Origin of the sequence: Confluentibacter lentus, assembly GCF_002806995.1 — a bacterium.
GTDB classification, from domain to species: domain Bacteria; phylum Bacteroidota; class Bacteroidia; order Flavobacteriales; family Flavobacteriaceae; genus Confluentibacter; species Confluentibacter lentus.
Genome location: NZ_NIHE01000006.1, coordinates 59,321 through 81,207 on the forward strand (window position 1 = coordinate 59,321; position 21,887 = coordinate 81,207).

At 31.7% G+C, this 21,887-nt stretch carries 30 protein-coding genes and 1 tRNA gene; 7 read left to right on the top strand and 24 right to left on the bottom strand.

Annotation, left to right across the window (positions count from 1 at the left end):
* The first annotated feature begins 43 nt into the window (after nt 1–43).
* The 5 genes from CDH50_RS11670 (at nt 44) to CDH50_RS11690 (ending at nt 3,657) form a co-directional block, all read left to right on the top strand.
* Nucleotides 44–1,120: an ABC transporter permease gene (locus tag CDH50_RS11670; RefSeq protein WP_100612461.1), complete on the top strand. Its 1,077-nt coding sequence runs from the start codon at nt 44–46 to the stop codon at nt 1,118–1,120.
* Between the two features lie 25 nt (nt 1,121–1,145).
* Complete coding sequence (locus CDH50_RS11675) at nt 1,146–1,634, top strand: TlpA family protein disulfide reductase (protein WP_100612462.1); 489 nt, start codon at nt 1,146–1,148, stop codon at nt 1,632–1,634.
* Between the two features lie 72 nt (nt 1,635–1,706).
* Nucleotides 1,707–2,456, top strand: a complete 750-nt coding sequence (gene tpiA, locus CDH50_RS11680; protein ID WP_100612463.1) for a triose-phosphate isomerase — start codon at nt 1,707–1,709, stop codon at nt 2,454–2,456.
* Nucleotides 2,457–2,496: 40 nt separating this feature from the next.
* Nucleotides 2,497–3,333, top strand: coding sequence for a 50S ribosomal protein L11 methyltransferase (gene prmA / locus CDH50_RS11685; protein WP_100612464.1), 837 nt, complete (start codon nt 2,497–2,499; stop codon nt 3,331–3,333).
* Nucleotides 3,334–3,384: 51 nt separating this feature from the next.
* Complete coding sequence (locus CDH50_RS11690; protein ID WP_100612465.1) at nt 3,385–3,657, top strand: ATP-dependent Clp protease adaptor ClpS; 273 nt, start codon at nt 3,385–3,387, stop codon at nt 3,655–3,657.
* 109 nt (nt 3,658–3,766) lie between these two features.
* Here the strand turns inward: CDH50_RS11690 and CDH50_RS11695 are convergent, their stop codons facing one another.
* The 6 genes from CDH50_RS11695 to CDH50_RS11720 all read right to left on the bottom strand — a co-directional run bounded on the left by CDH50_RS11695 (nt 3,767) and on the right by CDH50_RS11720 (nt 8,064).
* Complete coding sequence (locus tag CDH50_RS11695) at nt 3,767–3,973, bottom strand: YgaP family membrane protein (protein ID WP_100612466.1); 207 nt, start codon at nt 3,971–3,973, stop codon at nt 3,767–3,769.
* Nucleotides 3,974–3,996: 23 nt separating this feature from the next.
* Complete coding sequence (locus CDH50_RS11700) at nt 3,997–5,409, bottom strand: MBL fold metallo-hydrolase (RefSeq protein WP_100612467.1); 1,413 nt, start codon at nt 5,407–5,409, stop codon at nt 3,997–3,999.
* A gap of 86 nt (nt 5,410–5,495) precedes the next feature.
* Nucleotides 5,496–6,284, bottom strand: a complete 789-nt coding sequence (locus tag CDH50_RS11705; RefSeq protein WP_100612468.1) for a sulfite exporter TauE/SafE family protein — start codon at nt 6,282–6,284, stop codon at nt 5,496–5,498.
* A gap of 1 nt (nt 6,285) precedes the next feature.
* Complete coding sequence (locus tag CDH50_RS11710; protein ID WP_100612469.1) at nt 6,286–6,699, bottom strand: DUF6691 family protein; 414 nt, start codon at nt 6,697–6,699, stop codon at nt 6,286–6,288.
* A 93-nt stretch (nt 6,700–6,792) separates the two neighbouring features.
* Entirely contained in the window at nt 6,793–7,350 is a 558-nt protein-coding gene (locus CDH50_RS11715) for a YeeE/YedE family protein (protein WP_100612470.1), read from the bottom strand.
* Between the two features lie 81 nt (nt 7,351–7,431).
* Nucleotides 7,432–8,064, bottom strand: a complete 633-nt coding sequence (locus CDH50_RS11720; RefSeq protein WP_100612471.1) for a Crp/Fnr family transcriptional regulator — start codon at nt 8,062–8,064, stop codon at nt 7,432–7,434.
* Between the two features lie 84 nt (nt 8,065–8,148).
* On the opposite strand from CDH50_RS11720, the gene CDH50_RS11725 reads away from it, so the two are divergent.
* A tRNA-Arg gene (locus CDH50_RS11725) sits at nt 8,149–8,222 on the top strand.
* Between the two features lie 57 nt (nt 8,223–8,279).
* On the opposite strand, the gene CDH50_RS15210 is transcribed toward CDH50_RS11725, so the two are convergent.
* The 17 genes from CDH50_RS15210 to CDH50_RS11800 form a co-directional block, all read right to left on the bottom strand.
* Nucleotides 8,280–8,450, bottom strand: coding sequence for a hypothetical protein (locus CDH50_RS15210; protein WP_198513491.1), 171 nt, complete (start codon nt 8,448–8,450; stop codon nt 8,280–8,282).
* Nucleotides 8,451–8,486: 36 nt separating this feature from the next.
* Nucleotides 8,487–8,648 (bottom strand): DUF1328 domain-containing protein, encoded by a 162-nt coding sequence (locus CDH50_RS11730; protein ID WP_100612472.1) that lies wholly within the window; start codon nt 8,646–8,648, stop codon nt 8,487–8,489.
* A 78-nt stretch (nt 8,649–8,726) separates the two neighbouring features.
* Nucleotides 8,727–9,392, bottom strand: a complete 666-nt coding sequence (locus CDH50_RS11735; RefSeq protein ID WP_100612473.1) for a hypothetical protein — start codon at nt 9,390–9,392, stop codon at nt 8,727–8,729.
* Between the two features lie 4 nt (nt 9,393–9,396).
* Entirely contained in the window at nt 9,397–9,729 is a 333-nt protein-coding gene (locus CDH50_RS11740; RefSeq protein WP_100612474.1) for a hypothetical protein, read from the bottom strand.
* The gene (locus CDH50_RS11745) at nt 9,716–10,108 is read right to left on the bottom strand and encodes a hypothetical protein (protein ID WP_100612475.1); all 393 of its coding nucleotides are present in this window, start codon (nt 10,106–10,108) and stop codon (nt 9,716–9,718) included. Before CDH50_RS11745 ends, CDH50_RS11740 begins: the two co-directional genes overlap by 14 nt.
* Before the next feature lie 10 nt (nt 10,109–10,118).
* Entirely contained in the window at nt 10,119–10,382 is a 264-nt protein-coding gene (locus CDH50_RS11750; RefSeq protein WP_100612476.1) for a YtxH domain-containing protein, read from the bottom strand.
* A gap of 43 nt (nt 10,383–10,425) precedes the next feature.
* Nucleotides 10,426–10,578, bottom strand: a complete 153-nt coding sequence (locus CDH50_RS15120) for a lmo0937 family membrane protein (RefSeq protein WP_157804979.1) — start codon at nt 10,576–10,578, stop codon at nt 10,426–10,428.
* A gap of 25 nt (nt 10,579–10,603) precedes the next feature.
* Nucleotides 10,604–11,026 (bottom strand): hypothetical protein, encoded by a 423-nt coding sequence (locus CDH50_RS11755; protein WP_157804980.1) that lies wholly within the window; start codon nt 11,024–11,026, stop codon nt 10,604–10,606.
* Nucleotides 11,027–11,044: 18 nt separating this feature from the next.
* Nucleotides 11,045–11,623 (bottom strand): hypothetical protein, encoded by a 579-nt coding sequence (locus CDH50_RS11760; RefSeq protein ID WP_100612478.1) that lies wholly within the window; start codon nt 11,621–11,623, stop codon nt 11,045–11,047.
* Between the two features lie 281 nt (nt 11,624–11,904).
* Nucleotides 11,905–13,689 carry a CHASE3 domain-containing protein gene (locus tag CDH50_RS11765; RefSeq protein ID WP_100612479.1) on the bottom strand — a complete coding sequence of 595 codons (1,785 nt, stop codon included), beginning with the start codon at nt 13,687–13,689 and terminating at the stop codon, nt 11,905–11,907.
* Between the two features lie 4 nt (nt 13,690–13,693).
* Nucleotides 13,694–14,140, bottom strand: coding sequence for a response regulator (locus CDH50_RS11770; protein WP_100612480.1), 447 nt, complete (start codon nt 14,138–14,140; stop codon nt 13,694–13,696).
* A gap of 4 nt (nt 14,141–14,144) precedes the next feature.
* Nucleotides 14,145–14,711: a helix-turn-helix domain-containing protein gene (locus tag CDH50_RS11775; RefSeq protein WP_100612481.1), complete on the bottom strand. Its 567-nt coding sequence runs from the start codon at nt 14,709–14,711 to the stop codon at nt 14,145–14,147.
* Between the two features lie 112 nt (nt 14,712–14,823).
* Nucleotides 14,824–15,942 carry an AI-2E family transporter gene (locus CDH50_RS11780; protein ID WP_100612482.1) on the bottom strand — a complete coding sequence of 373 codons (1,119 nt, stop codon included), beginning with the start codon at nt 15,940–15,942 and terminating at the stop codon, nt 14,824–14,826.
* Nucleotides 15,943–16,062: 120 nt separating this feature from the next.
* Nucleotides 16,063–16,248: a CsbD family protein gene (locus tag CDH50_RS11785; protein ID WP_100612483.1), complete on the bottom strand. Its 186-nt coding sequence runs from the start codon at nt 16,246–16,248 to the stop codon at nt 16,063–16,065.
* A gap of 252 nt (nt 16,249–16,500) precedes the next feature.
* On the bottom strand, nt 16,501–16,653 hold the full coding sequence (locus tag CDH50_RS11790) for an SsrA-binding protein (protein WP_100612484.1): 153 nt from the start codon (nt 16,651–16,653) through the stop codon (nt 16,501–16,503).
* Between the two features lie 499 nt (nt 16,654–17,152).
* The gene (locus CDH50_RS11795; RefSeq protein WP_100612485.1) at nt 17,153–19,210 is read right to left on the bottom strand and encodes a M56 family metallopeptidase; all 2,058 of its coding nucleotides are present in this window, start codon (nt 19,208–19,210) and stop codon (nt 17,153–17,155) included.
* 1 nt (nt 19,211) lies between these two features.
* Nucleotides 19,212–19,571, bottom strand: coding sequence for a BlaI/MecI/CopY family transcriptional regulator (locus CDH50_RS11800; protein WP_100612486.1), 360 nt, complete (start codon nt 19,569–19,571; stop codon nt 19,212–19,214).
* Nucleotides 19,572–19,721: 150 nt separating this feature from the next.
* On the opposite strand from CDH50_RS11800, the gene CDH50_RS11805 reads away from it, so the two are divergent.
* On the top strand, nt 19,722–20,675 hold the full coding sequence (locus CDH50_RS11805) for a calcium/sodium antiporter (RefSeq protein WP_100612487.1): 954 nt from the start codon (nt 19,722–19,724) through the stop codon (nt 20,673–20,675).
* Between the two features lie 90 nt (nt 20,676–20,765).
* On the opposite strand, the gene CDH50_RS11810 is transcribed toward CDH50_RS11805, so the two are convergent.
* Nucleotides 20,766–21,788: a glutamine synthetase beta-grasp domain-containing protein gene (locus tag CDH50_RS11810; RefSeq protein WP_100612488.1), complete on the bottom strand. Its 1,023-nt coding sequence runs from the start codon at nt 21,786–21,788 to the stop codon at nt 20,766–20,768.
* Nucleotides 21,789–21,887 lie beyond the last annotated feature (99 nt).

The window sequence follows — 21,887 nt, forward strand, 5'->3', positions numbered from 1 at the left end:
CAATCAATTAACAGCTAAACACCAAACTTAACACAAACGATAACTGATAAATTATCTATTAAATAAAACCTTTTATGCACTGCTCACTTTGTTTGGAGTGGTGACGGTTATTTTCTTTTTATTTAATGTGCTTCCTGGCGATCCTGCTCAAATGATGCTGGGTCAGAATGAAGATAGTGAGCAATTGGCAATCATCAAGAAAAAGTATGGGTTTGATAAGCCAATCAGCACCCAGTATTTGTATTATTTAAATGATTTGTCACTTGTTTCATTTCATTCAAAAAACGCTGAAGATTACACGTTTTTGAGTCCGAATAAATACGCAGCTACTGAATTATTTTCCATCGGAAACACCACAACAGTTTTAAAGTTTCCTTATTTACGGGAATCTTTCACAAAACAAGGAAAAAAAGTGAGCGAAGTATTAACTGAAACCTTACCAAATACCTTTGTTTTGGCTGTAACCGCCATCATTATTGCCATGCTTTTAGGGGTGTTTTTAGGCATAGTTTCAGCGCTTTATAAAGATACTTGGCTCGATAAAACCATACAGATTTTAAGTACGTTTGGCATGAGTATTCCATCGTTTTTTAGTGCTATTTTATTCGCATGGTTTTTCGGATATATTTTGCACAGATATACCCATTTAGAAATGACTGGCAGTTTATATGAGATGGATGATTTTGGTGAAGCCATTCACATTAAATGGAAAAATTTAATACTTCCCGCGGTAGTTTTGGGCATTCGTCCGTTAGCTGTTGTCATTCAATTGATGCGCAATTCTTTGTTAGAAGTTTTTAATCAAGATTATATTCGTACTGCTAGGGCAAAAGGGTTGAGTGAATATCAAATCATTTGGAAGCATGCGGTTAAAAATGCCATGAATCCAGTCGTAACGGCTATTTCTGGTTGGTTTGCATCCATGTTGGCCGGTGCCGTTTTTGTGGAATATATTTTTGGTTGGAACGGGCTCGGAAAGGAAATTGTAAATGCCTTGAATACTTTGGATTTACCAGTTATTATGGGTTCGGTTTTAATTATTGCCATATTATTTATTATCATAAATATTTTAGTAGATATCATCTATGTTTGGTTAGATCCTAAGGTGAAACTCGACTAAACACTTTTACTAAAAATCTTAAAGAATGAAAAAAATAACATACATATTTATTTTAGCAATCAGTTTTTTCAGTTGTAAAACTGAAACACCAAAAACATTTTCTGATGAGGCCTTAAACGACACCTTTATCACATTGGATGGTGATTCCATGCCGTTTAAAGATGTTTTAGAAGCTCACAAAGGTAAAACCATTGTTATTGATATTTGGGCGTCTTGGTGCAGTGATTGTATAAAAGGCATGCCGAAAGTTAAAGTCTTACAAAGTAATTTTAAAGATGCCACCTATATCTTTTTGTCATTGGATAAAAGCCAAGAAGCTTGGAAAAAAGGGATTAAAAAATATGATGTACAAGGAGTGCATTATTTTATGCAATCTGGATGGAAAGGCCCTTTTGGAACGTTTGTGGAATTGGATTGGATTCCGCGCTATATGATTGTTGACCCAGATGGAACAATAAAAGCATTTAAAGCAATAGAAGCTGACGATAATAAGCTGATAGAAGCATTAAAATAACTATTTTTGCACAGATAAATTTAATTAGTAACTATAATAAAATTCCTTCTTAATTGGAAGGTTATATTGGTAATGAGAAAACAAATAGTAGCAGGAAACTGGAAAATGAATAATGACTTAGCGCAAACAGAGACGTTAATATCAGACTTAAAGAAATACACAAAAATATCTGATGCGGCCGTAATGGTAGCACCAACTTTTACAAATTTGTGGCATGCTTATCAATCTTTAAAAGGCTCAAATATTGAAGTGATAGCTCAAAATATGCATTTTGCTAAAAATGGCGCTTACACAGGGGAAATAAGTGCTAGTATGTTGAAAAGCATCGGTGTTGAAACCGTTATTTTAGGGCATAGTGAGCGTCGTGAATATTTTAATGAAACCGATGAGTTATTAGCAAAAAAGGTAGATGCGGCTTTAGATTGTGGTATGAAAGTGATTTTTTGTTTTGGTGAAGTATTAGCGGATAGAAAGTCTGGTAACCATGAAAAAGTAGTAGAAAGCCAAATAAAAAACGCTTTATTTCATTTGGAAGCAGCATCATTTTTTAATATCATATTGGCTTATGAACCAGTTTGGGCCATCGGTACGGGCGAAACAGCTAGTCCGGAGCAAGCTCAAGACATGCATGCGTTCATTAGAAAAACATTATCAAACAAATATGGTTCTGATGTGGCTGAAGGTGTTTCCATTCTTTATGGAGGCAGTGTAAAACCAAATAATGCCAAAGAAATTTTCTCAAAACCAGATGTTGATGGTGGGTTAATTGGTGGTGCAGCATTAAATGCGGAAGATTTTTTTGCTATTGTTAACGCGTTCTAAAAATTCATGTCATTTCTGCGAAAGTAGAAATCTTTAATAAATGTCAAATACAATTTATATAGGTTACGAATTCAAAGTCAGCCCAATTCAACCTGGTGTTGAAATATTAATTGCTGAATTGGGATATGCTGGCTTTGAAAGTTTTGTTGAAACCGAGGAAGGTGTGTCTGCTTACATCCAAAAAGACGAATGGAACGATGCCATTTTAGAGGATATTCAAATACTAAAATCTCCAGAATTTGAAATCAGTTATAGTTTCAATGATATTGAACAGGTTAATTGGAATGCAGAATGGGAAAAGAATTTCAATCCCATCATTGTTGATGGTGAATGTTCTGTTCGTGCGCCGTTTCACGAAAAACCCGATACAAAATTCGATATCATTATTGAACCTAAAATGAGTTTTGGTACGGGACATCATGAAACCACACACATGATGATTCAGCATATTTTAAAAACAGATTTACAAAACAAATCGGTTTTAGATATGGGTTGTGGCACGGGTGTTTTGGCTATTCTTGCAGAAATGAAAGGGGCAAGACCCATTGATGCGGTTGATTATGATAATTGGTGCTATTTGAATAGTTTAGAAAATGTTGAAAGGAATAATTGCAAATACATCACGGTTATAGAAGGTGATGCCTCTGTACTAGAAGGCAAACATTACGATGTGATTATTGCGAACATCAATCGGAATATCTTATTAAATGACATGGGAACTTATGTATCCTCACTCAATAAAAATGGCATCTTATTTTTAAGCGGTTTTTATAACGATGATATTCCTACAATCCAAGCCGAATGTGAAAAGTATAAGTTAAAGTTTGAAGAAAAGTTAGAAAGAAACAATTGGGTTTCGCTAAAATTTTTAAATTAGTAACCTAAATCGTTTTTCCTTTGAGAAATTCTTAAACACTAAATAATAGCTATGAGTACAAAAGAAAAAGCCTCAGAATTATTACTTGAAGAAGCAGTAAACACTCAAAATGAAATTGTTCTCTATAATGATGATGTGAACACGTTCGATCATGTTATAGAAACGCTTATTTACGCTTGTGACCACTCTATGGAACAAGCTGAGCAATGCTCAATCATTGTACATTATAAAGGACAATGTACTGTAAAAACAGGATTGTACGACGACTTAAAGCCGCGTTGTTCTATGCTGCTGGAAGCGGGTTTAAGTGCTGAAATTATTTAAAAAGCACTCATTACATTTTTTATTATAGTCCAGTTTGCTTGGAGCTTACTTTTGTTTATTTATTGTTGCTTTCAAAAACTGAATCTAATTTTCTGTTTTTAAACTAGCTTTATTTTTTCGTTTTGCATGTGTTTATGCCTAATGGTAAATAAAGCGGACAAAAACTAATAAAGCTAGTCAGTACAAAAATGGCCGAAAATGCCATTAAAATATAGGCTAAAGTACCTTCAATGGTATCTGTAAAATATAATACAGCAATAACGATCGCAATTACAATCCTAATGCCTCTGTCTAAATCACCCATGTTTTTTTTCATAATTAAATCAATTTAAATTTGTATTAAAGTGTTGTAGGGCAAACATAATCTGTTAATGGTGCATCGGTTTTTTTAAGGGCATCAATGCCACCTGATATATCAATTAAATTATTAAATCCTCTTGCTTTTAATATGGAGGCTGCTATGGCTGAACGATAGCCGCCGGCACAATGAATATAATAGGTTTTGTCTTTGCTTATGGCATTCATGTGGTCGTTAATGTAATCCAGAGCAAAATGTTGAACGTTGTTCCCTTTTAGATGTGTGGATTGATATTCACTATCTTTTCGAACATCAAGTACATTCAAATCTTCATTTTTAATACGTTTTGAAAATGCTTCAGCGGAAATGGAATCTAGCATTTCAACATCTTTTCCAGAAGCTTTCCAAGTACCAAAACCACCATCTAAAAAACCGAGTGTATTATCATAACCCACACGGGATAATCGTGTCACGGTTTCTTTTTCTTTACCAATAGGGGTTATTAATAAAATAGGTTGTTTTAAGTCGGTTATTAATGCCCCAACCCAAGGTGCAAATGCGCCATTTAAACCTATGAAAATTGAATTTGGAATATGTCCTTTGGCAAATTCCTGCTCCGTTCTCACATCTAAAACCAAGGCATTTTCGTGGTTCGCAATAGATTCAAAATCTTCTGCGCTTAATGCAATATTTCCTTTTTTAAGAACAGTTTCAAAGGTGTCGTACCCTGTTTTGTTCATCATGGCGTTTTTAGCAAAGTATTGTGGGGGAGGTAGAATACCATTTAAAACTTCTTTGACAAATTCTTCTTTGGTCATATCAGCTCGCAAAGCATAATTGGTTTTCTTCTGCTCGCCAAGTACACCAACAGTATCTTTACTTAAATTTTTACCACATGCAGAACCTGCGCCATGAGCTGGATATACAATAATATAGTCAGCTAACGGCATGATTTTATTGCGTAAGGAATCATAAAGCATGGCAGCTAAGTCTTCTTTTGATAAATCGGATTTAATAGCCAAATCGGGTCTGCCAACATCTCCTAAAAACAAGGTATCACCAGAAAAAATAGCATGATCTTTTCCGTTTTCATCAATTAGTAAATAAGTGGCAGATTCTAAAGTATGTCCAGGCGTATGAAGTACTTTTATGGTAATATTTCCTAATTGGAATATTTCATTGTCTTTTGCGATATAAGCTTCATAATCGGTTTTTGCTGTAGGTCCAAAAATGATTTTAGCACCTGTTTTTTTTGCTAAATCGACATGACCAGAAACAAAATCAGCATGAAAGTGGGTTTCGAATATATATTTGATTTTTGCATGTTCATTGGCGGCTTTATCAACATATTGTTGAGTTTCCCTAAGAGGGTCAATAATAGCGACTTCACCATTAGACTCTATATAATAGGCACCTTGTGCTAAACATCCAGTGTAAATTTGTTCTATTCTCATATGCTATCGTCGTTTAATAATAAAAAATTTTTATTAAAAATACGAAATACCTAAGAGAGTGTCTGTAACTTAAGTCACATAAACTGTCACAGTTCTTTGTAAATAATATAAATAGCCATTAAAAGCGTGAAATAGCCAAATGCTTTTTTAAGGATGTTATTGGAAATAAATTTAGAAAGGCTGCCACCAATTATAATTCCCAAAATAGTCAAAAAAGAAAAGGACAACAAAAATGTCCAATCAACATAGAGGTTATGTAAATCGCCTATAAAGCCTATCAAAGAGTTCATGCTAATAATGACTAATGAAGTGCCAACGGCTTTTTTCATGGGCAAATTTGCCCAAAGTACTAAGGCAGGTACGTAAAGAAAACCACCGCCAGCACCAATAATTCCTGTGATAGTGCCAATAATTAAACCTTGAATAAACGTTTTAAAATAGGGTTGATTTATATAAATAAGGGTATCTTCCTTAGTTTTTTTTATCATGGAAAAAGAAGCAAGAATCATGATAATAGCAAAGAATACCATGATTGCCATATTTTTGGTAACAGCAAAATTACCCAAGGTAAAAAGTGTTTCTGGAATGGAATGGACTAAATATCGTCTTGAAAAATATACAGCTAAAAATGAAGGAAATGAGAAAGCGATACCTGTTTTAAAGTCTACCAATTTTTTACGATGTTTTTGAATAACACCTGCAAGTGATGATATTCCAACCACAAAAAGAGAATATGCGGTCGCAATAATGGGACTAAAGCCTAATAAATATACTAATAACGGCACTGTTAAAATAGCACCACCACCACCTACTAGCCCTAAAACCAAGCCTACAATTAAGGCTCCTATGTATCCTAGAACTTCGGTAGCATCCATGCTAATGAGGTAGTTTATCTTTTACAATACCATATAAAAAAGTACCAACTAAAGCAGAGGCTATTGCAATAAGTATAGAATAAACTCCAGTTCCTAATAATATATACATAGGGCCGGGACAAGCTCCAATGAGTGCCCAACCCAATCCGAAAATAGAACCGCCAATAATATATCTTTTAAAACCCTTGTCTTTTGACGGGAAATTAATAGGTTCATTTAAACTGTTTTTAACAGAGCTTTTTTTAGAAATTAAAAAAAACAACATCCCTGTAAGTACCGCAGTTCCTATGATGCCATACATATGGAAGGATTGAAACCGGAACATTTCATAAATACGGTACCAAGACACGGCTTCAGATTTCACCAAAACAATTCCGAAAAAAATACCGATCAATAAAAATTTAAGATGTTTCATATGTAAATGTTCAATTGTTTTAAATGGTCATATGGTATCGCCTTATTTCATTTTTGTTTGTTAACAAACTTCTTGTTTATGGCGATTTCATAATTAAAATATTAATGGTAGTATTAAATTCGTCATTATTAAACCTCCAATAAAAAAGCCTATCACGGCTATTAGCGACGGTTTTTGCAAGCTACTTAATCCTGTAATAGCATGTCCTGAAGTACAGCCATCAGCATAGCGCGTTCCAAAGCCAACCAAAAGGCCGCCTATAATCAAGATTAGAAAGCCTTTACCAGAAACAACAGATTCATAATCATACAATTCATTGGGTACTAAAGAAGCACCTGCATTATTAAAACCAAGAGCGTTTAGTTCGGAAATGGTTTTGGGATTTAAGTTAGTAACCACATCATCAGAGATAAAATTAACGGCAATATAACCGCCAATAATAGCCCCAATAACAACGGCTAAATTCCAAGATTGTTCTTTCCAATCAACCTTAAAAAAATCTGAAAATTTCCCTGCACCCAATACGGTACACATAGTTTTTAGGTTTGATGACATGCCAAATGTTTTTCCGAAATAAACAAGAAGCACCATTACCAAAGCAATTAAAGGACCAGAGACATACCATGGCCACGGATTTAAAATAAAATTCATACCTGATAAATTATGTAAATATATAATGAATTTAAAGTTCGCTATGTAATAAATGTTACGTAAGTAATAAACGATACTTTATTAAACCAATACTTCTATTTTATTACGGCTTATTTTGATTTTATGCTCGTTTTCAAGTTGTTTCAAAAGTCTTGAAATAACAACTCTCGACGTATGTAAATCTTCTGCTATATCTTGATGTTTGGTATCAAGCATATTACTGTCATAAAGGATTACTTTGTTTTTTAGGTATTTTAAAAGACGCTCGTCCATTTTCATAAATGCTAAAGTATCAATGGTTTCAAGCATTTCATTAAAACGGGTTTGATAGCTTTCTAAAATAAAGTTACGCCAACTTTCATTGGAGTGAAACCATTTTTGCATATAATCAACAGGAATCATAACCAAATAGGAATCAATTTCTGCAACAGCCCGAATTTTACTTTTTGTTGTGCCCATGCAACAGGCAAGCGACATGGTGCATGTTTCACCAGCTTCCAAAAAATAAATTAATAAATCGTCGCCTTCGCCATCCCCTCTTAGAATTTTAATACTTCCGCTAAGGAGTAACGGTATGTATTTTAGGGGCTGATTGACATCTATTATGATGTCATCTTTTGAAAAATGCCTAAAGACGCCTACTTGTAAAATTTCCTTGATCAGGGTTTCATCTAAAATATGATGAAACTTTTGGTGTACCAATTCGTTTGCCATACCCAAATATAATCATTTTATAAAATTGAAATAAATTGTTTGGTAGAGAATTAATAAAAATACTATATTTGCACCCACAAAAAAGGCCTCGTGGCGCAACTGAATAGCGCACTTGATTACGGCTCAAGAGGTTACTGGTTTGAATCCAGTCGAGGTCACTAAAACAAAAAACCACAAAGCTATTTGTGGTTTTTTTGTTTTTAAGATGTTTGTTGTTAATCTAGTGCATCTTCTACTTCGTCAGCTGCATCTTCAACGGCATCTCCCGCATCATCAGCTGCGCTTTCAACGGCATCTTCAACTTTTTCTCCTGTGGTTTTTTCTCTACAGCTATTTAATGCCGTTATAGATAAAACGATTATTAATATAAATGCTAATTTTTTCATGTTTTTAATTTTTAAGGTTATTGATTTTCTTTTCTATTATCTTCTAAAACCACCTCTTATGAGTGATAATATAAATAAGACGATAAATATGAAGAATAGTATTTTAGCTATTCCTGCTGAAGCTCCTGCAATACCGCCAAATCCTAAGACTCCGGCAATTATTGCAATGATTATGAATGTTATGGTCCATCTTAACATAATTTTTATTTTAAGGGTTAATTATTAAGTTTTAATTATTTATTAAGTAGGTTGTAAAGTTGCTAATATGAGACTAGTTTATTCTTTTGCAGCGGCATTTTCTTCCGATTTTGCCCCCATTCTATTTACGGTATACATTGGTGCAAACTTTAGTTTAAGAGCAGCAATTTGTCTGTTGTCAGAGCTAGTAAGGCCTTGATTTTCAACTGTATTTTTTCTGGTGTCAATTGCTTCGTACAATAGTTTAATTTCATCCCAATCTTCTCTGGAATATGAGTCTTTATTGGTTTGTACGGTATTAACAAATGTTTGATAAACATTTAAAATATTGTCTTTATTAATCCATTCAAATGCCATATCGCCACTGTCATTATAATTTGGTCCTAAAAGCGTTTTCCTGAAATTACTTTTACTAGTACGTATATCTTCTTTTTCTTTCTCGGCAAGCAGGGTTGTTTTATAAGTTTCATATTTTAAAGTGGCATCATCTAGATTTTCTTGTAATGTGGCTTTTTCTTCGGTATCATTAATGGTTACACTTGCGATGGATTTATGGTTATTATATCCATTTTCAATGCTTTCCCAATTAGAATAGGCTTTTGCATACTCTAGAGTTGCTACAGAATCTACATAGTTCGTATATTCTTGGACGTTTTGTTTTGCCATCTCTGCTTTTTCATCTTTACATGATGCAAATAATAAGGCTAATGAGCAGATTCCGATTGTTAATTTTATTGTTTTCATAATTTTAATGTTTAATGTTTTTTGAAATTATTTTTGTTGCGAGGTATTGTATACCGTAACCAAGCAAATTTTTGAATATTGAATTTGATTTACCTACTATGATTCTTTTGGAGAAATAACCTCCTGCCAAACTAAGTATTGATTCTAGTATGTTGCCTTTAAGTTGGGGTTCTTCTTTAATATCGTTTAAAGCTCTATTTAGTAATCTTGAAGGTCTTAATTCTTGATAAGTAATGTTTAATTGTTCTTTTAGCTCCCTGTTTTTTATTTTTTGTTTGTATTCTAGGGCTAGAATTTTGGCATCCAAAAGCTGACTTTGCTTACTATAATTTTTCATTTTCTTCAGTATTGGATTCTACAAATTCAGGTTTTCTTGGTTTCATTAATTTTGCAATTACCAGATCTGTGATAGGTGCTTTAATTAACCTATCATTGAAAAAATAGATAATTATGGTAATAATCAAATAGAAACCAGAGACAATTAAAAATCCTAAGTAATAAGCCCCTAATAATTTGCCAATTAATAAACTAATGGCAATATTTACGAACAGAGTAAATAAAGAAAAAGCTAAAACTATTGCTATCCTTGATACTAAAGACGAAACAACATCTGCTGTGACGTCTATAGCATGAAATTTGTATAGCTCTACACTAGTTTCGGTATATTCTTTAACTTTATTATAAAGTGATTCTATATGCTTGGCTGTGGTTTCCATTTAATACGTATTAAGCTTTTTTCATTTTTTCTTTTGCTTCTTCTTTTCCTCTGTTCAGCAATTCTTCTCCATCTTCTTTTATAGAGCTGTATTTATCTGAAACGGTATCTAAAAAATCATCAAAACCTTTTTTTAGTTTATCTTTAGCTTCTTTGCTTTTTCCTACGATTTTTTTTCGAGTGTTTTCACCTTTGTCTGGGGCTAATAAAACGCCTAGTGCTGCTCCTACTGCGATGCCTGCTAAAAGGCCTAATACTGTGTTACGTGTTTTCATTTCTTTTAATTTTAATTATTACTATTATTTTAATCTTTAATTTTTAGATCCCTTTACCGCCTATTAATCTTAGTAGAATAGCAATTACTGCTATGACCAATAGAATATGGATCAATCCGGTTGCACTGTAAACAAATACTCCAAATGCCCAACCGATTACTAAGATGACTGCGATGATGTATAATAAACTTCTCATAATATTGAATTTTAATGGTTAATAATTATTTTAATGTGGTAAATGATTCATCTATATTAGATTTTACCTCCTCGGAATTTCCAAATGAATTTATTACTCTAATTGCTTCTTCTAAGCTTATCGATACACCAGAGGCATGACCAGAATTGGTTATTACGTTCCAGGTGTAAATTTTATTTTCTAAATTTTCACTGATTAAAGACATTGGTATGATGTTTTTTTTAAGAATTTTTGCATTGTTTGTAAGCAGTGCTATTTCCTGATTTACATCGTCCATGCTTAAACAGGTTCCAGTAAAAGTTCCGAGTTCTGTTTCGATATTCCATTTATAAACCTGTATGGTTTTATTGTTTTGCTCTATATCATTTTTCTTATTTGCTGCTGTCATAGAGTTTGAATACAACATACTCGATGCCGCTATACTTGATGCTATTATTGACTTTTTCATGACATTAATTTTTAGTATTTAAATCTCTTGAGCTTCTTGGTTTAATCTATTTAAAGTATCTTCTATCTTATTTATGTTAGATTTTAACGTATGGGTGTCTTTAATTGCTAAAACTTTAAATTCCACATTATTGGTTGTTTTTCCTAAAGTATTTAGCAACTGTATTTGTGTTTCTGTTTTGTTTAAAATTTGCTTCAACTTTTTTTCTATAAACGCATGATTATCATCATCTCTAAATTCAAACGCATTGTTTATACTTATATAGGTTGGTATGGAAATAAGTTTATCTTCTGCTAGTTTGTTGTAATTTTTCGATATTTCAAAGTGCGTTTTTTCTAATCTTTCGGTTAACTGTGCTACGTTTTTTAGAGTATCAACATGCTTTATGGCTTCACATAATTCTATAATATCTAAATTGTTTCTTGAAACCCTAAGCAACAACTCAGCTTCTTTTTTGTATGTGTTTATTTTAGTTTGTATGTCACTTACAATGTCCTTTTTGCGTTTGTTGTTTTCTAAAATGTAATTACAAGAAATTAACACAGGGGTTGCAAACACCAACAACAGCATCAGTTTCAGCATGTTTTTAAATTTCATTTTTTTTCTCTTTTACATCGCTACACAAAGATGCAATGGTATGGTGCTTTTTGTGTTATAACATTTTTTACAATACTTATAGAATTTACATTTATCTAATTGATAGGTTGTTAAATAAGTATATTCCAAAGATGCGATGGGATGTAACTTTTTATGTTACAGTATTATGCAGTATGGTTACAATATTTCAATATAGCTGTGTTGAAGAAAATATAAAAAGGAATAATAACCTTTAAATAGATTTGTTTCTATTTAGGATTAGGTTGAAATAAAACGGAATTTTATATGAAAGGGAGGTAAATGGTAAATGTTGCACCAGCATTTGGTTTGCCGCTTCCAAAGATGAATCCTTGATGGTTTTCAACTATTTTTTTACAAATGGATAGCCCTATGCCTGTGCCCGAGTATTCATCTTTATTGTGAAGGCGGTTAAACAGCACAAAAATGTTTTCGGCATATTCATTATCAAACCCAATACCATTATCTGTAAACGTGATTTTATGGTAGTAAGGTTTTTTCGGGTTTGATATTTGAGGTTCTTCCGAAGCTTTTATTTTACTATAAACAATACGTATTTCAGGAATTCTGTCCTTCGATTTATATTTTAAGGAATTACTTATCAGGTTTGAAAACAGTTGTTGTATTTGAAAAGGAATGACATTAATTGTTGGAAGTTTGTTTGAAGTAATAATGGCATTTTCTTCGGATATTAATTCTGCTAAATCTTGTTTTGCGTTTTCCAACAATATATTAATATCAACCAGTTCAAACGCTTTGTCGGACTTATTGGTTCTTGAAAATTGCAATAAATCATCAATTAACAACCGCATTCTGGTGGCTGCATTTTTTATTCGGTCTATATATAATATTCCAGTTTCAGACAGTTTACTAGATTCTTTATCTTCGAGTCTGGACAAAAATGTTTGTATTTTCCTTAATGGTTCTTGTAAATCGTGGCTGGCAACATAGTTAAATGCCGAGAGTTCTTTATTGTTTCGTTCCAGTTCTAAATTACGTTCTTCTAGAGTTTTAAAGTGTTCAATTTCGTTTGTAATGTCGGTAGTTATTCCTAAAAGTTGTTTTTTGCCATCTAAGTTTCTATGTAGTTTTGCACAAGCTTTGAAGTGCCTTATGGTGCCATTTTTTTGAATGATTCTATAATATATAAAAGGGAGATCTTCATTTATCATCATTTTATCAACATCTTTTTGTAATTTTTCTACATCTTCAGGATGTACAAAATTTAAAAAATTATCTAATGTTGGTGTAAATGATTGCGGTTCTTCCCCTAGCAGTCTGTATAAATTGTCAGAATAGGTAAAAGCGCTTTCTTCTATGTCCCAAATCCAGTTGCCCTGTTGCCCAATAATTTCGGATTGCTTTGTAGATTCCTTAAAAATTTCTAATTGCTCATTGGCAGCTTTAATCTTTTTTAAGTCACGAATAATCTTGCTATAAGTTATAAACATGAGCACTAAAGATAGTAGCAGCACCATGTACAAAAACATGGGCGTAACTTTTAAATTAGACTCGTATGTTTGTTGCCTTTTTCGTAGCAATTCATTTTCAGAGTCAATCATTCCTTTGATTTTAACCCTGATTGTATCCATCAATTTTTTTCCATTATAAAAATTTTCCTTGAAGTTTTCATCATTATAATTTCCAACAGAAGAAAATCTAAAGGCTTTTTCAAAATACTCCATGCGCTTATCTATCAGAATATTAAGTTCTCTTAGATTGTTTTGCAAGGCTATATTGTCCTTGCCGAGTACTTTTAGTTCAGCATAACTGGAATTAATATTTTCCCTTCCAACATTGTATGGATCAAGGTAAATGGGGTCGTTTGTTATTATAAACCCTCGTTGTCCAGTTTCTGCATCTTTTAAATGGGAAAATATTTTTTCTAACTCAACATTTACCTTATAGGTTTGAGTTAGTAAGGCTGAAGATTGAGATAAATCTTCTATTTTTTTATAGGTTGTTCCACCAATTACTAGAATTATAAAAGCAGATATAAAAAAAATACTTTTAATTAACCAAGATTTTTTAAATATTCTAGCGGGCATAATTTTATAATCTTAAAAGGAAGTTGTCCTTGTTCAAGCCATTTGTATAATATTGCCAATTAATGGTAACAACTTCTTGTAATACTTTTTTGAGCGTTTTAAAATCGTTGGGTTTTTTAATGTAGATGTTTGCACCCATAATAAATGTTTTTTCAATATCTTCTTCTGATGCTGAGGTTGAATAAATAGCAATGGCAATATCATTGAATTTATCAAATTTCTTTAACTCTCTTAGGCACTCCAATCCAGATTTTCTAGGCATATTCAAATCTAAAAACAGCACGTTTGGTAATACGCAGTTTTCTGTATTTAAATAATCCATTAAATAAACACCATCATTAAATGTTTTTACCCTTGTGTTTATTTTTAGTTCCTCGAAGGCATCAGTAAAAAATAAACGATCATCTGCATCATCATCAGCCAATATGATATTTATATAATCTTCTTGCATACGTTTAGTTGGTTTGGTTCAGGTTTAATTCCCGTCTTTTAGTAATAATACGTTGAAATGCAGATGGCGTAATGCCTGTGGTATTTTTAAATTGAGTACTTAAATGCGCAACGCTAGAATAGTTGAGTTTAAATGCAATTTCAGTTAAACTTAAGTTTTCATTTATTATTAACTGCTTGGTATATTCTATTTTTTGAAGAATAATGAAATTTTCAATGGATGTATGAGTGACTTCAGAAAAAAGATTGGACAGATATCCATAACTATGCCCTAAAGCATCCGATAAGTATGCAGATGCTTTCACGTTAATGTTCGCGTCATCGTTAAAAACCATATCTGTGATAGCATCTTTTATTTTTTGTACCAATATGCTTTTCTGATTTTCAACAATTTCAATGCAATATTCATTTAAATCATCAGAGAGCTTTTGTAGTCTATCTTCTGATAGTTTTTCTAAAAGTTCTACTTCACCAAAACCAACAACTTTGTGTTTTATATTATGTTCCAGTAATTTTTCATCCAAGACTTTTCTGCATAAGGCATTAAAATCAAACTTTAAATGTAATTTCATATGAACTATTTGTCTTGTAAATTTAGAACTATTTATCCACAAATTTGCATCAGAATATTCAAAAGGTTTCTGGGACTTAAATATTTTGGAGGCACACCAATCAAAATTACCTTTAAGTACTAGTTTTACTTCTTATTTCTTTCCATTTTTTTAATCTAGTTCTTGCCCTTCCCCGTAGATGACTATCAATTGGGTCGCCTATTAAAAATCCGTAGGCGTGATAACCTGGTGTATTGTCAAAGATTATTTTTAAAGTAGCCGTAATGGGTAAAGCCACAATCATGCCTGCAATGCCCCAAAGCATTGAAAAAACGATAAATGAAAGTATGGCAATAAACGCATTAATACTCACTTTAGAGCCGGTTATTTTAGGTGTTATAAAATTACCTTCTAAAAATTGTATAAACATAAATATGGCGATAACCCCAAAGGCATACCAAGCACTATCCTTGGTTGCTAGGGCAACAACGGCAGGAATTAAGGAACCTATTAAAATACCAATATAGGGTATTAATAATAAAATGGCTGCAAAAAAACCAAAAAATATGGCATGATCTATTCCTAAAATAAGCAACCCAGCGGTATTTAATACACCAACAATAAATATTACCTTGATCAATCCAACTAAATAGTTTTGTTGAATGCTATATATTTTTCCAATTATTTTGTTTAAAAAAGCTTTGGATTTGTTTCTAAATACTTTATAGCAGAAAACCCTTAAAAAACGTCTGTAATACAAAAAGAAGAACAAGTAAATAGGTATTAATACAAGATTACTGATTAAAGATCCAGATTGCGAAATGAACTCGCCAATTTTATCAAAGTTACCTTTTAATATATTCTCTATTTTTAAGTCTCTTGAGAATAGGGTGTCCCTGCTATTCATATTAAAGGTTTTTTGGAAGAATTCAATAATATTATAATAGACTTTGGATATGTTTTTTACATAATCTTCGCCATTATTACTTATACTATTTAATTGATAATATATTAGGGTTACAATAAGGGCTGTAACAAAAAAAATGATAAGTAGGGAACATATGGTAGCAAACAAGCGATTGAATCTCCATTTATGTTCTAGAAACTCTTGTATGGGATATATCATAACCGCTAATATAATGGCATATAAAATTGGCATTATAAGCGGCTTTAGTATGTATAAAATAAATACAATTGTAATGATGGTAAGTAATCCAAAAAGAGGATGGTAGTTTGTATTTTTTGTATTCATTTGGTTAAGATAAAATAAATTTTATAAATCTGCCTTACTAGCCATAATAGTAATTCACTAACCAACCAACCAAAATTAACTATTAGAATTAAAATTGGCTTTCAGGCAGATTTTTAATTTTTACAAATCTGAAATTATCTTATGTATTTCTTCTTTAGACTTACCTAATTTTTCTTGAAGTCTGCCAAGCATTTCATCTTCTTTTCCTTCTGCCATTAGCAAATCATCATCAGTTAGTTTGGCATATTTTTGTTTTAATTTACCTTTTAATTCTTTCCAATTTCCTTTTAATTCTGTCGTGTTCATAATTTTAAGTTTTAAAATGTTTATTTTTATTAGGATGTATTTTATCCAAATCCAGACTTTAAATTCAAATCCAGTTTGATTTCATTATGTTCCCAACTGTATTTTAGAAACCATATACAAGCCTAATATCTTCTCTGTTTATGTTGGTACAAAGTTAAAATAGAGAAAAAGGTTATGGGTTACAGAATTATTTTAGATTGTTATATAATTTTATGAATGCAAGTAATGTGTGCTTAAAAAAGTAAAAGCAAATCAGTCCAGGGCATTTTTTGTTACAAAATACCGCCAGCCAATTATAGTCATTTGTAGTTTATTGGCTTTAGCTAAATCCAATTGTTTTTTAGAGTAACTAGGTAAAACCAGTTTGTTGATTTTTGCTAAAATCTTGAATACTTGCTTTTTCATTTTAAAGTCCTTCTTATGAAAGCAAAAATAGTAAAACTTATTCTAGACTAAGTTTTACTTGTTTTTTGGTTTAGAAAATAATTGAAAAAATAATTTTAATTATAATTTCAATGACAAGTTCGGCAAGTGTGATCATAATGTTAGGTTTTATAGTTAATAATTGAGTTTGATATGTAATTGAAGTTTGAAGATATATATTTAGCCATATTTACACCTTATACTTTTATTAAAATCGATGAATTTGAATATAAATATGTAAGTTAAAAAATGATATTAATATCATTTTTTGTATTATTATCTACATTAAAGTTTAAAACATTAACTATTAGGTATGTTTGTTGTTTTAAAGTGTAATAATTGTAGGGCGTTTTGGAAGCATTTTTAAAAATCGTAGGGCATAAAAGTGTATAAAACCACGTTTTTTATATTTCTCATCTTTTTGTAAAATAAAAAAGCACTCCTTTTGGGAGTGCCTAAAAATTATAAAATAGCTAGCAATTTACTTTTTTGTAGTGATTTCTATAACCCCGTTTTTGGCTTTCTTGCCGTATTTTTTTGAAGCTGATTTATCTTCTAGTATATTTATTGATTCTATATTTTCTGGTATTAATGATGTAGCCTCACTCAATGTTTTTTCTTTTCCATTTATAATTATTAGATAATTCTTATCTTTTTCTAGAATTAAAGTGGCATTTCCATTAAGTTTCATTCTGGAATTTTTATATATTATACCTTTATTTTCAGAGTCTCTATTGTTCATTCTAATAGATAGAGTAGAATCAGGTTTAGCTGCATATCCAGCTACTGTCACTTCGTTAATTGTTTTTCCTTCAATGGTTTTAGTTTTTTCTTTTCTAATAATCTCAATAACACCATTTTTACCTTTATCACCGTATTTTTTTATGGCATTTTCAGCTTTTATAATGGTCATGGTTTCAATTTTGTCTGGATTTAATTTTTCAAATTCTTCTTGTGGTGATTCTTTGCCATCAACAATCACTAAAGGATGTTTGTCTTTTCCAACATCCAATTTATGTCCGATTCTGATGGTTTTAGTTGAATCTGACATTGTGCCATATCCAACAACTGTCACATTGTTCATTATTTTTCCCTCAATTTTAGCTTTTTCTTTGCTTGTAATTTCAATAACACCGTCTTTACCTTTCTCTCCGTATTTTTCTATGGCTTTTTCACCTTTAAGAACATTTAAATTTTTAATATCATCAGCATTTAAATCTTTAATGGCATTTAGTTTAACTTCAGTACCGTTTAATATTAATAAAGCTTTATTAAACTCATCACTTGGAAGCAAGTTATTTAAATTCTTTGATATTTTGTATTCATAAGCTTTTTCTTGAGAAGGAAAACCCGTCAATACTTTTTTATCTGTATCGGAAAGGTTACCAATGCTAACAGTATTGTTTTCTTCATCAAGAATTATTTTTATGGGCTTAATTGGTAGAATTGAAGATGTGCTAAAATTAGCACTTGAAGTTTCGTTTTTTATACTAATAGTAATTCCTGTTATTAATCCAGTTTCAGTACGTTTTAAATTACTAATCTCAAAAAAATATTCTTTGGTTGCGAAATGATTTTTCATACTTTCAAAATCGCTGTCTTTTTGAGTGTCAAGAATATAATAAGTATTAGCGTCATTTAGTTTTTCAGCTGAGTTTATTATTGAGTTATTTTGAGCAGGATTTTGTTTTTCAACATAAATGTCTTCCGTATTAAAGCCCATTAAAAACAGGGCAACAATAGGAATGACGAGTGCATACTTTAATTGATTGATTTTTTTAGATTTTGATTTGTGTAACATAACGATTCGTTTTTTGATTAATGAATTATAAAAATGATTGCTTAAAGCCATTTGATGAGATGGCATGCTTGTTTTAAGCAAGGTGTATTGGTAACTTTTTTTGCAATTGTATTGGTTTAAGGTGCGTTTGTCTGCTATAAACTCTAGGTTTTGTTTTAAATCTTTATTATAAAGCCATATAAACGGATTGAACCAAAGTAGAACGCAAAATAATTGGGTTATTAAAATATCTATAGAATGGTATTGCTTGGCATGGGTTTTTTCGTGTTCAATAATATGCTCTAGTTCTGTTTGGCTGAATGTTTCAGGATTGTAAACAATCCATTTAAAAAATGAAAATGGAGACGTGCTGTTTTGTGTTTCAATAAAAACAAAACGCTCTTTTTTAATGCCCTTATTTTTATGGATAATTTTAATTAATGAAAATAATTGAATGAAAAAGCGCGTTGAAAAAAACACCACACCTAAGCCATAAATAAGAGGTAAATAATCTAAAATATTAAAAGGTTTTTCAACGGTGTCGGTTACAACTTGCCCGTTTATTGTAACATTGTCAAACACTACTGGCGTATATTCAATATAAATAGGAATGACCAAAAACGGAATCAGCAACGAAGCTATGAGTCCGATTATTAAAAACCATCGGTTCGATTCAAAAAAGGTGTCACGCTGTAAGAATACCTTATAGTTGATATAAAATATGGTGACAACCGCCGTTACTTTTAGTAGATATTCCATATCATTTTTGGTTTTCTATGAGTGCAATGATTTCTTTAAGTTCCTCAACACTAATCTTTTCTTCCTTAGCGAAAAACGACACCATATTTTTATAGGAATTATTGAAATAATTATCAATGGCCGTATTCATAAATCCTTTTCTATAGGTTTCCTTACTAACAATAGGGTGGTATTGGTGCGTTTTACCATAAGCGGTATGGCCAACGTATCCTTTCTCTTCTAAATTCCTTATGATAGTTGATAAGGTGTTATAATGAGGTTGATCATCTTTAATTTCTGCCATCACATCTTTTACAAATCCTTTTTCAAGTTTCCATAAAATATGCATAATTTCTTCTTCTTTGTTTGTGAGCTTTTCCATTGTCAAATTGATTTAAACAAACATATAACTATTTTTATAGTTATACAACTATTAGTTTAGTTATTTAACGAAAATTTTAGTTTTTTAAAAACCTTTCACTTTTCATTTTAAACCTTTTCACTTTCAGTTATATTAGCAAAAAAAATTATTATGAGTATTGTTTTCGTGCTTCTTGGGTTTACTTTATTGGTAATAGGAGGGGAGTTTTTGGTTAAATCTTCTGTGGCCATATCATTTAAGTTCAATATATCAAAAATGGTGATTGGTATGACGGTGGTGTCTTTTGCCACGTCGGCTCCAGAATTATTGGTAAGTCTTCAAGCAGCATTATCTGGTTCACCCGCAATTGCGCTAAACAATGTTATTGGTTCTAATATTGCGAATATAGGTTTGGTTTTAGGTATTACAGCGTTGGTAAGTCCCATTGCAGTAGATAGATTATTTTATAAACTTAATTGGCCTGCAATGATGGTGATTTCATTGATATTATACTATTTTCTTTATAATGACAATAAACTATCCTTTATAGAGGGCGCTATATTATTTATGGGTTTAATAATTTTTATAGTAGTATTGATTAAAAAAGCAAAAAAACATGAAGTGTCAACAGAAATGCCAAAGGAAGTAGATGAATCTTTATCTACGATATCAAATTTTAAAATCATTCTTTGGTTGCTTATTGGGGCTGCGGCATTATATTTTGGTAGCGAATGGCTAGTTACTGGCGCTAAAGACCTGGCATTAATGTTTGGTGTTAGTGAAGCAGTTATTGGTGTATCCTTAATTGCTATTGGTACAAGCGTTCCTGAATTGGCAGCATCGATTATTGCAGCGGCCAAAAAGGAAAAAGCTATTTCTTTGGGAAATTTAATTGGGTCTAATATATTTAATATTTCCTCAGTTTTAGGTTTAACAGCGATGATTAGACCGATTCCTGTTACCGAATCATTAATTCTTTCCAGAGATATTTTTTGGATGATTGGAATTGCATTAATATTGATTCCATTAGTTTTTATCCCTAAAAAATTTGAAATCAATAATCTTAAAGGATTATTATTAGTTGCTGTTTATGGTGTTTTTATGTATTTGATTTTTACTTCTTAATAGTATTGGTTGAAACCTCTTAAAAATAAAGAAGGCTTACATGTTACTGTAAGCCTTCTTTATTATGAACAAAATTCTATTTTAAACTGATTAAATCTTAGCAGATTTTACAGTTTTGATAATTCTAGCTGCAATTTTGTAAGGATCTCCATTTGAAGCAGGACGTCTATCTTCTAACCAACCTTTCCAGCCTCTATTTACTGTAATTAATGGGATACGGATTGATGCACCACGATCTGATACTCCATAAGAGAAATCATTGATGGAAGCTGTTTCGTGTTTTCCTGTTAAACGTTGGTCGTTAAACTCACCATAAACTTCAATATGCTCTTTTACGAATGGGCGGAAAGCTTCGCATATTTTCTCATAAACTTCTCTAGAACCACAAGTTCTTAATGTTGAGTTAGAGAAGTTGGCGTGCATACCAGAACCATTCCAATCCATGTCTTTTCCAAGTGGTTTTGGGTGGTATTCAATATAGTAACCGTATTTTTCAGTAAGTCTGTCCAATAAATATCTAGCAATCCATAATTCGTCACCTGCTAATTTGGCACCTTTAGCAAACAATTGGAATTCCCATTGTCCACAAGCAACTTCTTGGTTGATACCTTCAAAGTTTAAACCTGCTTGGATACATAAATCGGCATGCTCTTCTACTAAATCCCTACCGTGTGTATTTAAACCGCCAACAGAGCAGTAGTACATGCCTTGAGGTTTTGGATAACCACCAACAGGGAAACCTAAAGGCAACTGTGTTGCAGTATCCATTATAAAATACTCTTGCTCAAAACCAAACCAGAAATCATCATCAGCATCATCAATAGTTGCTCTACCGTTAGATACGTGAGGTGTTCCGTCGGCATTGTATACTTCGGTCATTACTAACCAACCATTAACACGTTCAGGATCTGGGTAAATAGCAACAGGAACTAAAGTACAGTCAGAAGATCCGCCTTCTGCTTGTCTTGTTGAAGATCCGTCAAAAGACCAGTTTCCAATTTCTTCAAGAGTTCCTTTAAAGTTTTCATGCTCTTCTACTTTGGTTTTACTTCTCATGTTCTGAGTTGGATAATAACCGTCTAACCAAATGTATTCTAATTTAATTTTTGCCATAATAATAATAATTTTGTAGTTATTAGATATTGTCACAAATATAAATTTTTAAGTAATACTTACCATTTTATAGGGTGGTTTTAATGAAATACGATGTTA

Coding starts and splice junctions, on each gene's coding strand:
- CDH50_RS11675 (WP_100612462.1), top strand. CDS start 1,146: ATGAAAAAAATAACATACATATTTATTTTAGCAATCAGTTTTTTCAGT.
- CDH50_RS15210 (WP_198513491.1), bottom strand. CDS start 8,450: ATGAAAAAATTAGCATTTATATTAATAATCGTTTTATCTATAACGGCA.
- CDH50_RS11785 (WP_100612483.1), bottom strand. CDS start 16,248: ATGAACACGACAGAATTAAAAGGAAATTGGAAAGAATTAAAAGGTAAA.
- CDH50_RS11695 (WP_100612466.1), bottom strand. CDS start 3,973: ATGAAAAAAAACATGGGTGATTTAGACAGAGGCATTAGGATTGTAATT.
- CDH50_RS11775 (WP_100612481.1), bottom strand. CDS start 14,711: ATGAAATTACATTTAAAGTTTGATTTTAATGCCTTATGCAGAAAAGTC.
- CDH50_RS11770 (WP_100612480.1), bottom strand. CDS start 14,140: ATGCAAGAAGATTATATAAATATCATATTGGCTGATGATGATGCAGAT.
- CDH50_RS11750 (WP_100612476.1), bottom strand. CDS start 10,382: ATGAAAACACGTAACACAGTATTAGGCCTTTTAGCAGGCATCGCAGTA.
- CDH50_RS11705 (WP_100612468.1), bottom strand. CDS start 6,284: ATGGATGCTACCGAAGTTCTAGGATACATAGGAGCCTTAATTGTAGGC.
- CDH50_RS11800 (WP_100612486.1), bottom strand. CDS start 19,571: ATGGAAAAGCTCACAAACAAAGAAGAAGAAATTATGCATATTTTATGG.
- CDH50_RS11745 (WP_100612475.1), bottom strand. CDS start 10,108: ATGGAAACCACAGCCAAGCATATAGAATCACTTTATAATAAAGTTAAA.
- CDH50_RS11730 (WP_100612472.1), bottom strand. CDS start 8,648: ATGTTAAGATGGACCATAACATTCATAATCATTGCAATAATTGCCGGA.
- prmA (WP_100612464.1), top strand. CDS start 2,497: ATGTCAAATACAATTTATATAGGTTACGAATTCAAAGTCAGCCCAATT.
- CDH50_RS11780 (WP_100612482.1), bottom strand. CDS start 15,942: ATGAATACAAAAAATACAAACTACCATCCTCTTTTTGGATTACTTACC.
- CDH50_RS15120 (WP_157804979.1), bottom strand. CDS start 10,578: ATGAGAAGTTTATTATACATCATCGCAGTCATCTTAGTAATCGGTTGG.
- CDH50_RS11765 (WP_100612479.1), bottom strand. CDS start 13,689: ATGCCCGCTAGAATATTTAAAAAATCTTGGTTAATTAAAAGTATTTTT.
- CDH50_RS11760 (WP_100612478.1), bottom strand. CDS start 11,623: ATGAAATTTAAAAACATGCTGAAACTGATGCTGTTGTTGGTGTTTGCA.
- CDH50_RS11720 (WP_100612471.1), bottom strand. CDS start 8,064: ATGGCAAACGAATTGGTACACCAAAAGTTTCATCATATTTTAGATGAA.
- CDH50_RS11715 (WP_100612470.1), bottom strand. CDS start 7,350: ATGAATTTTATTTTAAATCCGTGGCCATGGTATGTCTCTGGTCCTTTA.
- CDH50_RS11740 (WP_100612474.1), bottom strand. CDS start 9,729: ATGAAAAATTATAGTAAGCAAAGTCAGCTTTTGGATGCCAAAATTCTA.
- CDH50_RS11700 (WP_100612467.1), bottom strand. CDS start 5,409: ATGAGAATAGAACAAATTTACACTGGATGTTTAGCACAAGGTGCCTAT.
- CDH50_RS11795 (WP_100612485.1), bottom strand. CDS start 19,210: ATGGAATATCTACTAAAAGTAACGGCGGTTGTCACCATATTTTATATC.
- CDH50_RS11790 (WP_100612484.1), bottom strand. CDS start 16,653: ATGAAAAAGCAAGTATTCAAGATTTTAGCAAAAATCAACAAACTGGTT.
- tpiA (WP_100612463.1), top strand. CDS start 1,707: ATGAGAAAACAAATAGTAGCAGGAAACTGGAAAATGAATAATGACTTA.
- CDH50_RS11735 (WP_100612473.1), bottom strand. CDS start 9,392: ATGAAAACAATAAAATTAACAATCGGAATCTGCTCATTAGCCTTATTA.
- CDH50_RS11805 (WP_100612487.1), top strand. CDS start 19,722: ATGAGTATTGTTTTCGTGCTTCTTGGGTTTACTTTATTGGTAATAGGA.
- CDH50_RS11755 (WP_157804980.1), bottom strand. CDS start 11,026: ATGAAAAAGTCAATAATAGCATCAAGTATAGCGGCATCGAGTATGTTG.
- CDH50_RS11710 (WP_100612469.1), bottom strand. CDS start 6,699: ATGAAACATCTTAAATTTTTATTGATCGGTATTTTTTTCGGAATTGTT.
- CDH50_RS11690 (WP_100612465.1), top strand. CDS start 3,385: ATGAGTACAAAAGAAAAAGCCTCAGAATTATTACTTGAAGAAGCAGTA.
- CDH50_RS11810 (WP_100612488.1), bottom strand. CDS start 21,788: ATGGCAAAAATTAAATTAGAATACATTTGGTTAGACGGTTATTATCCA.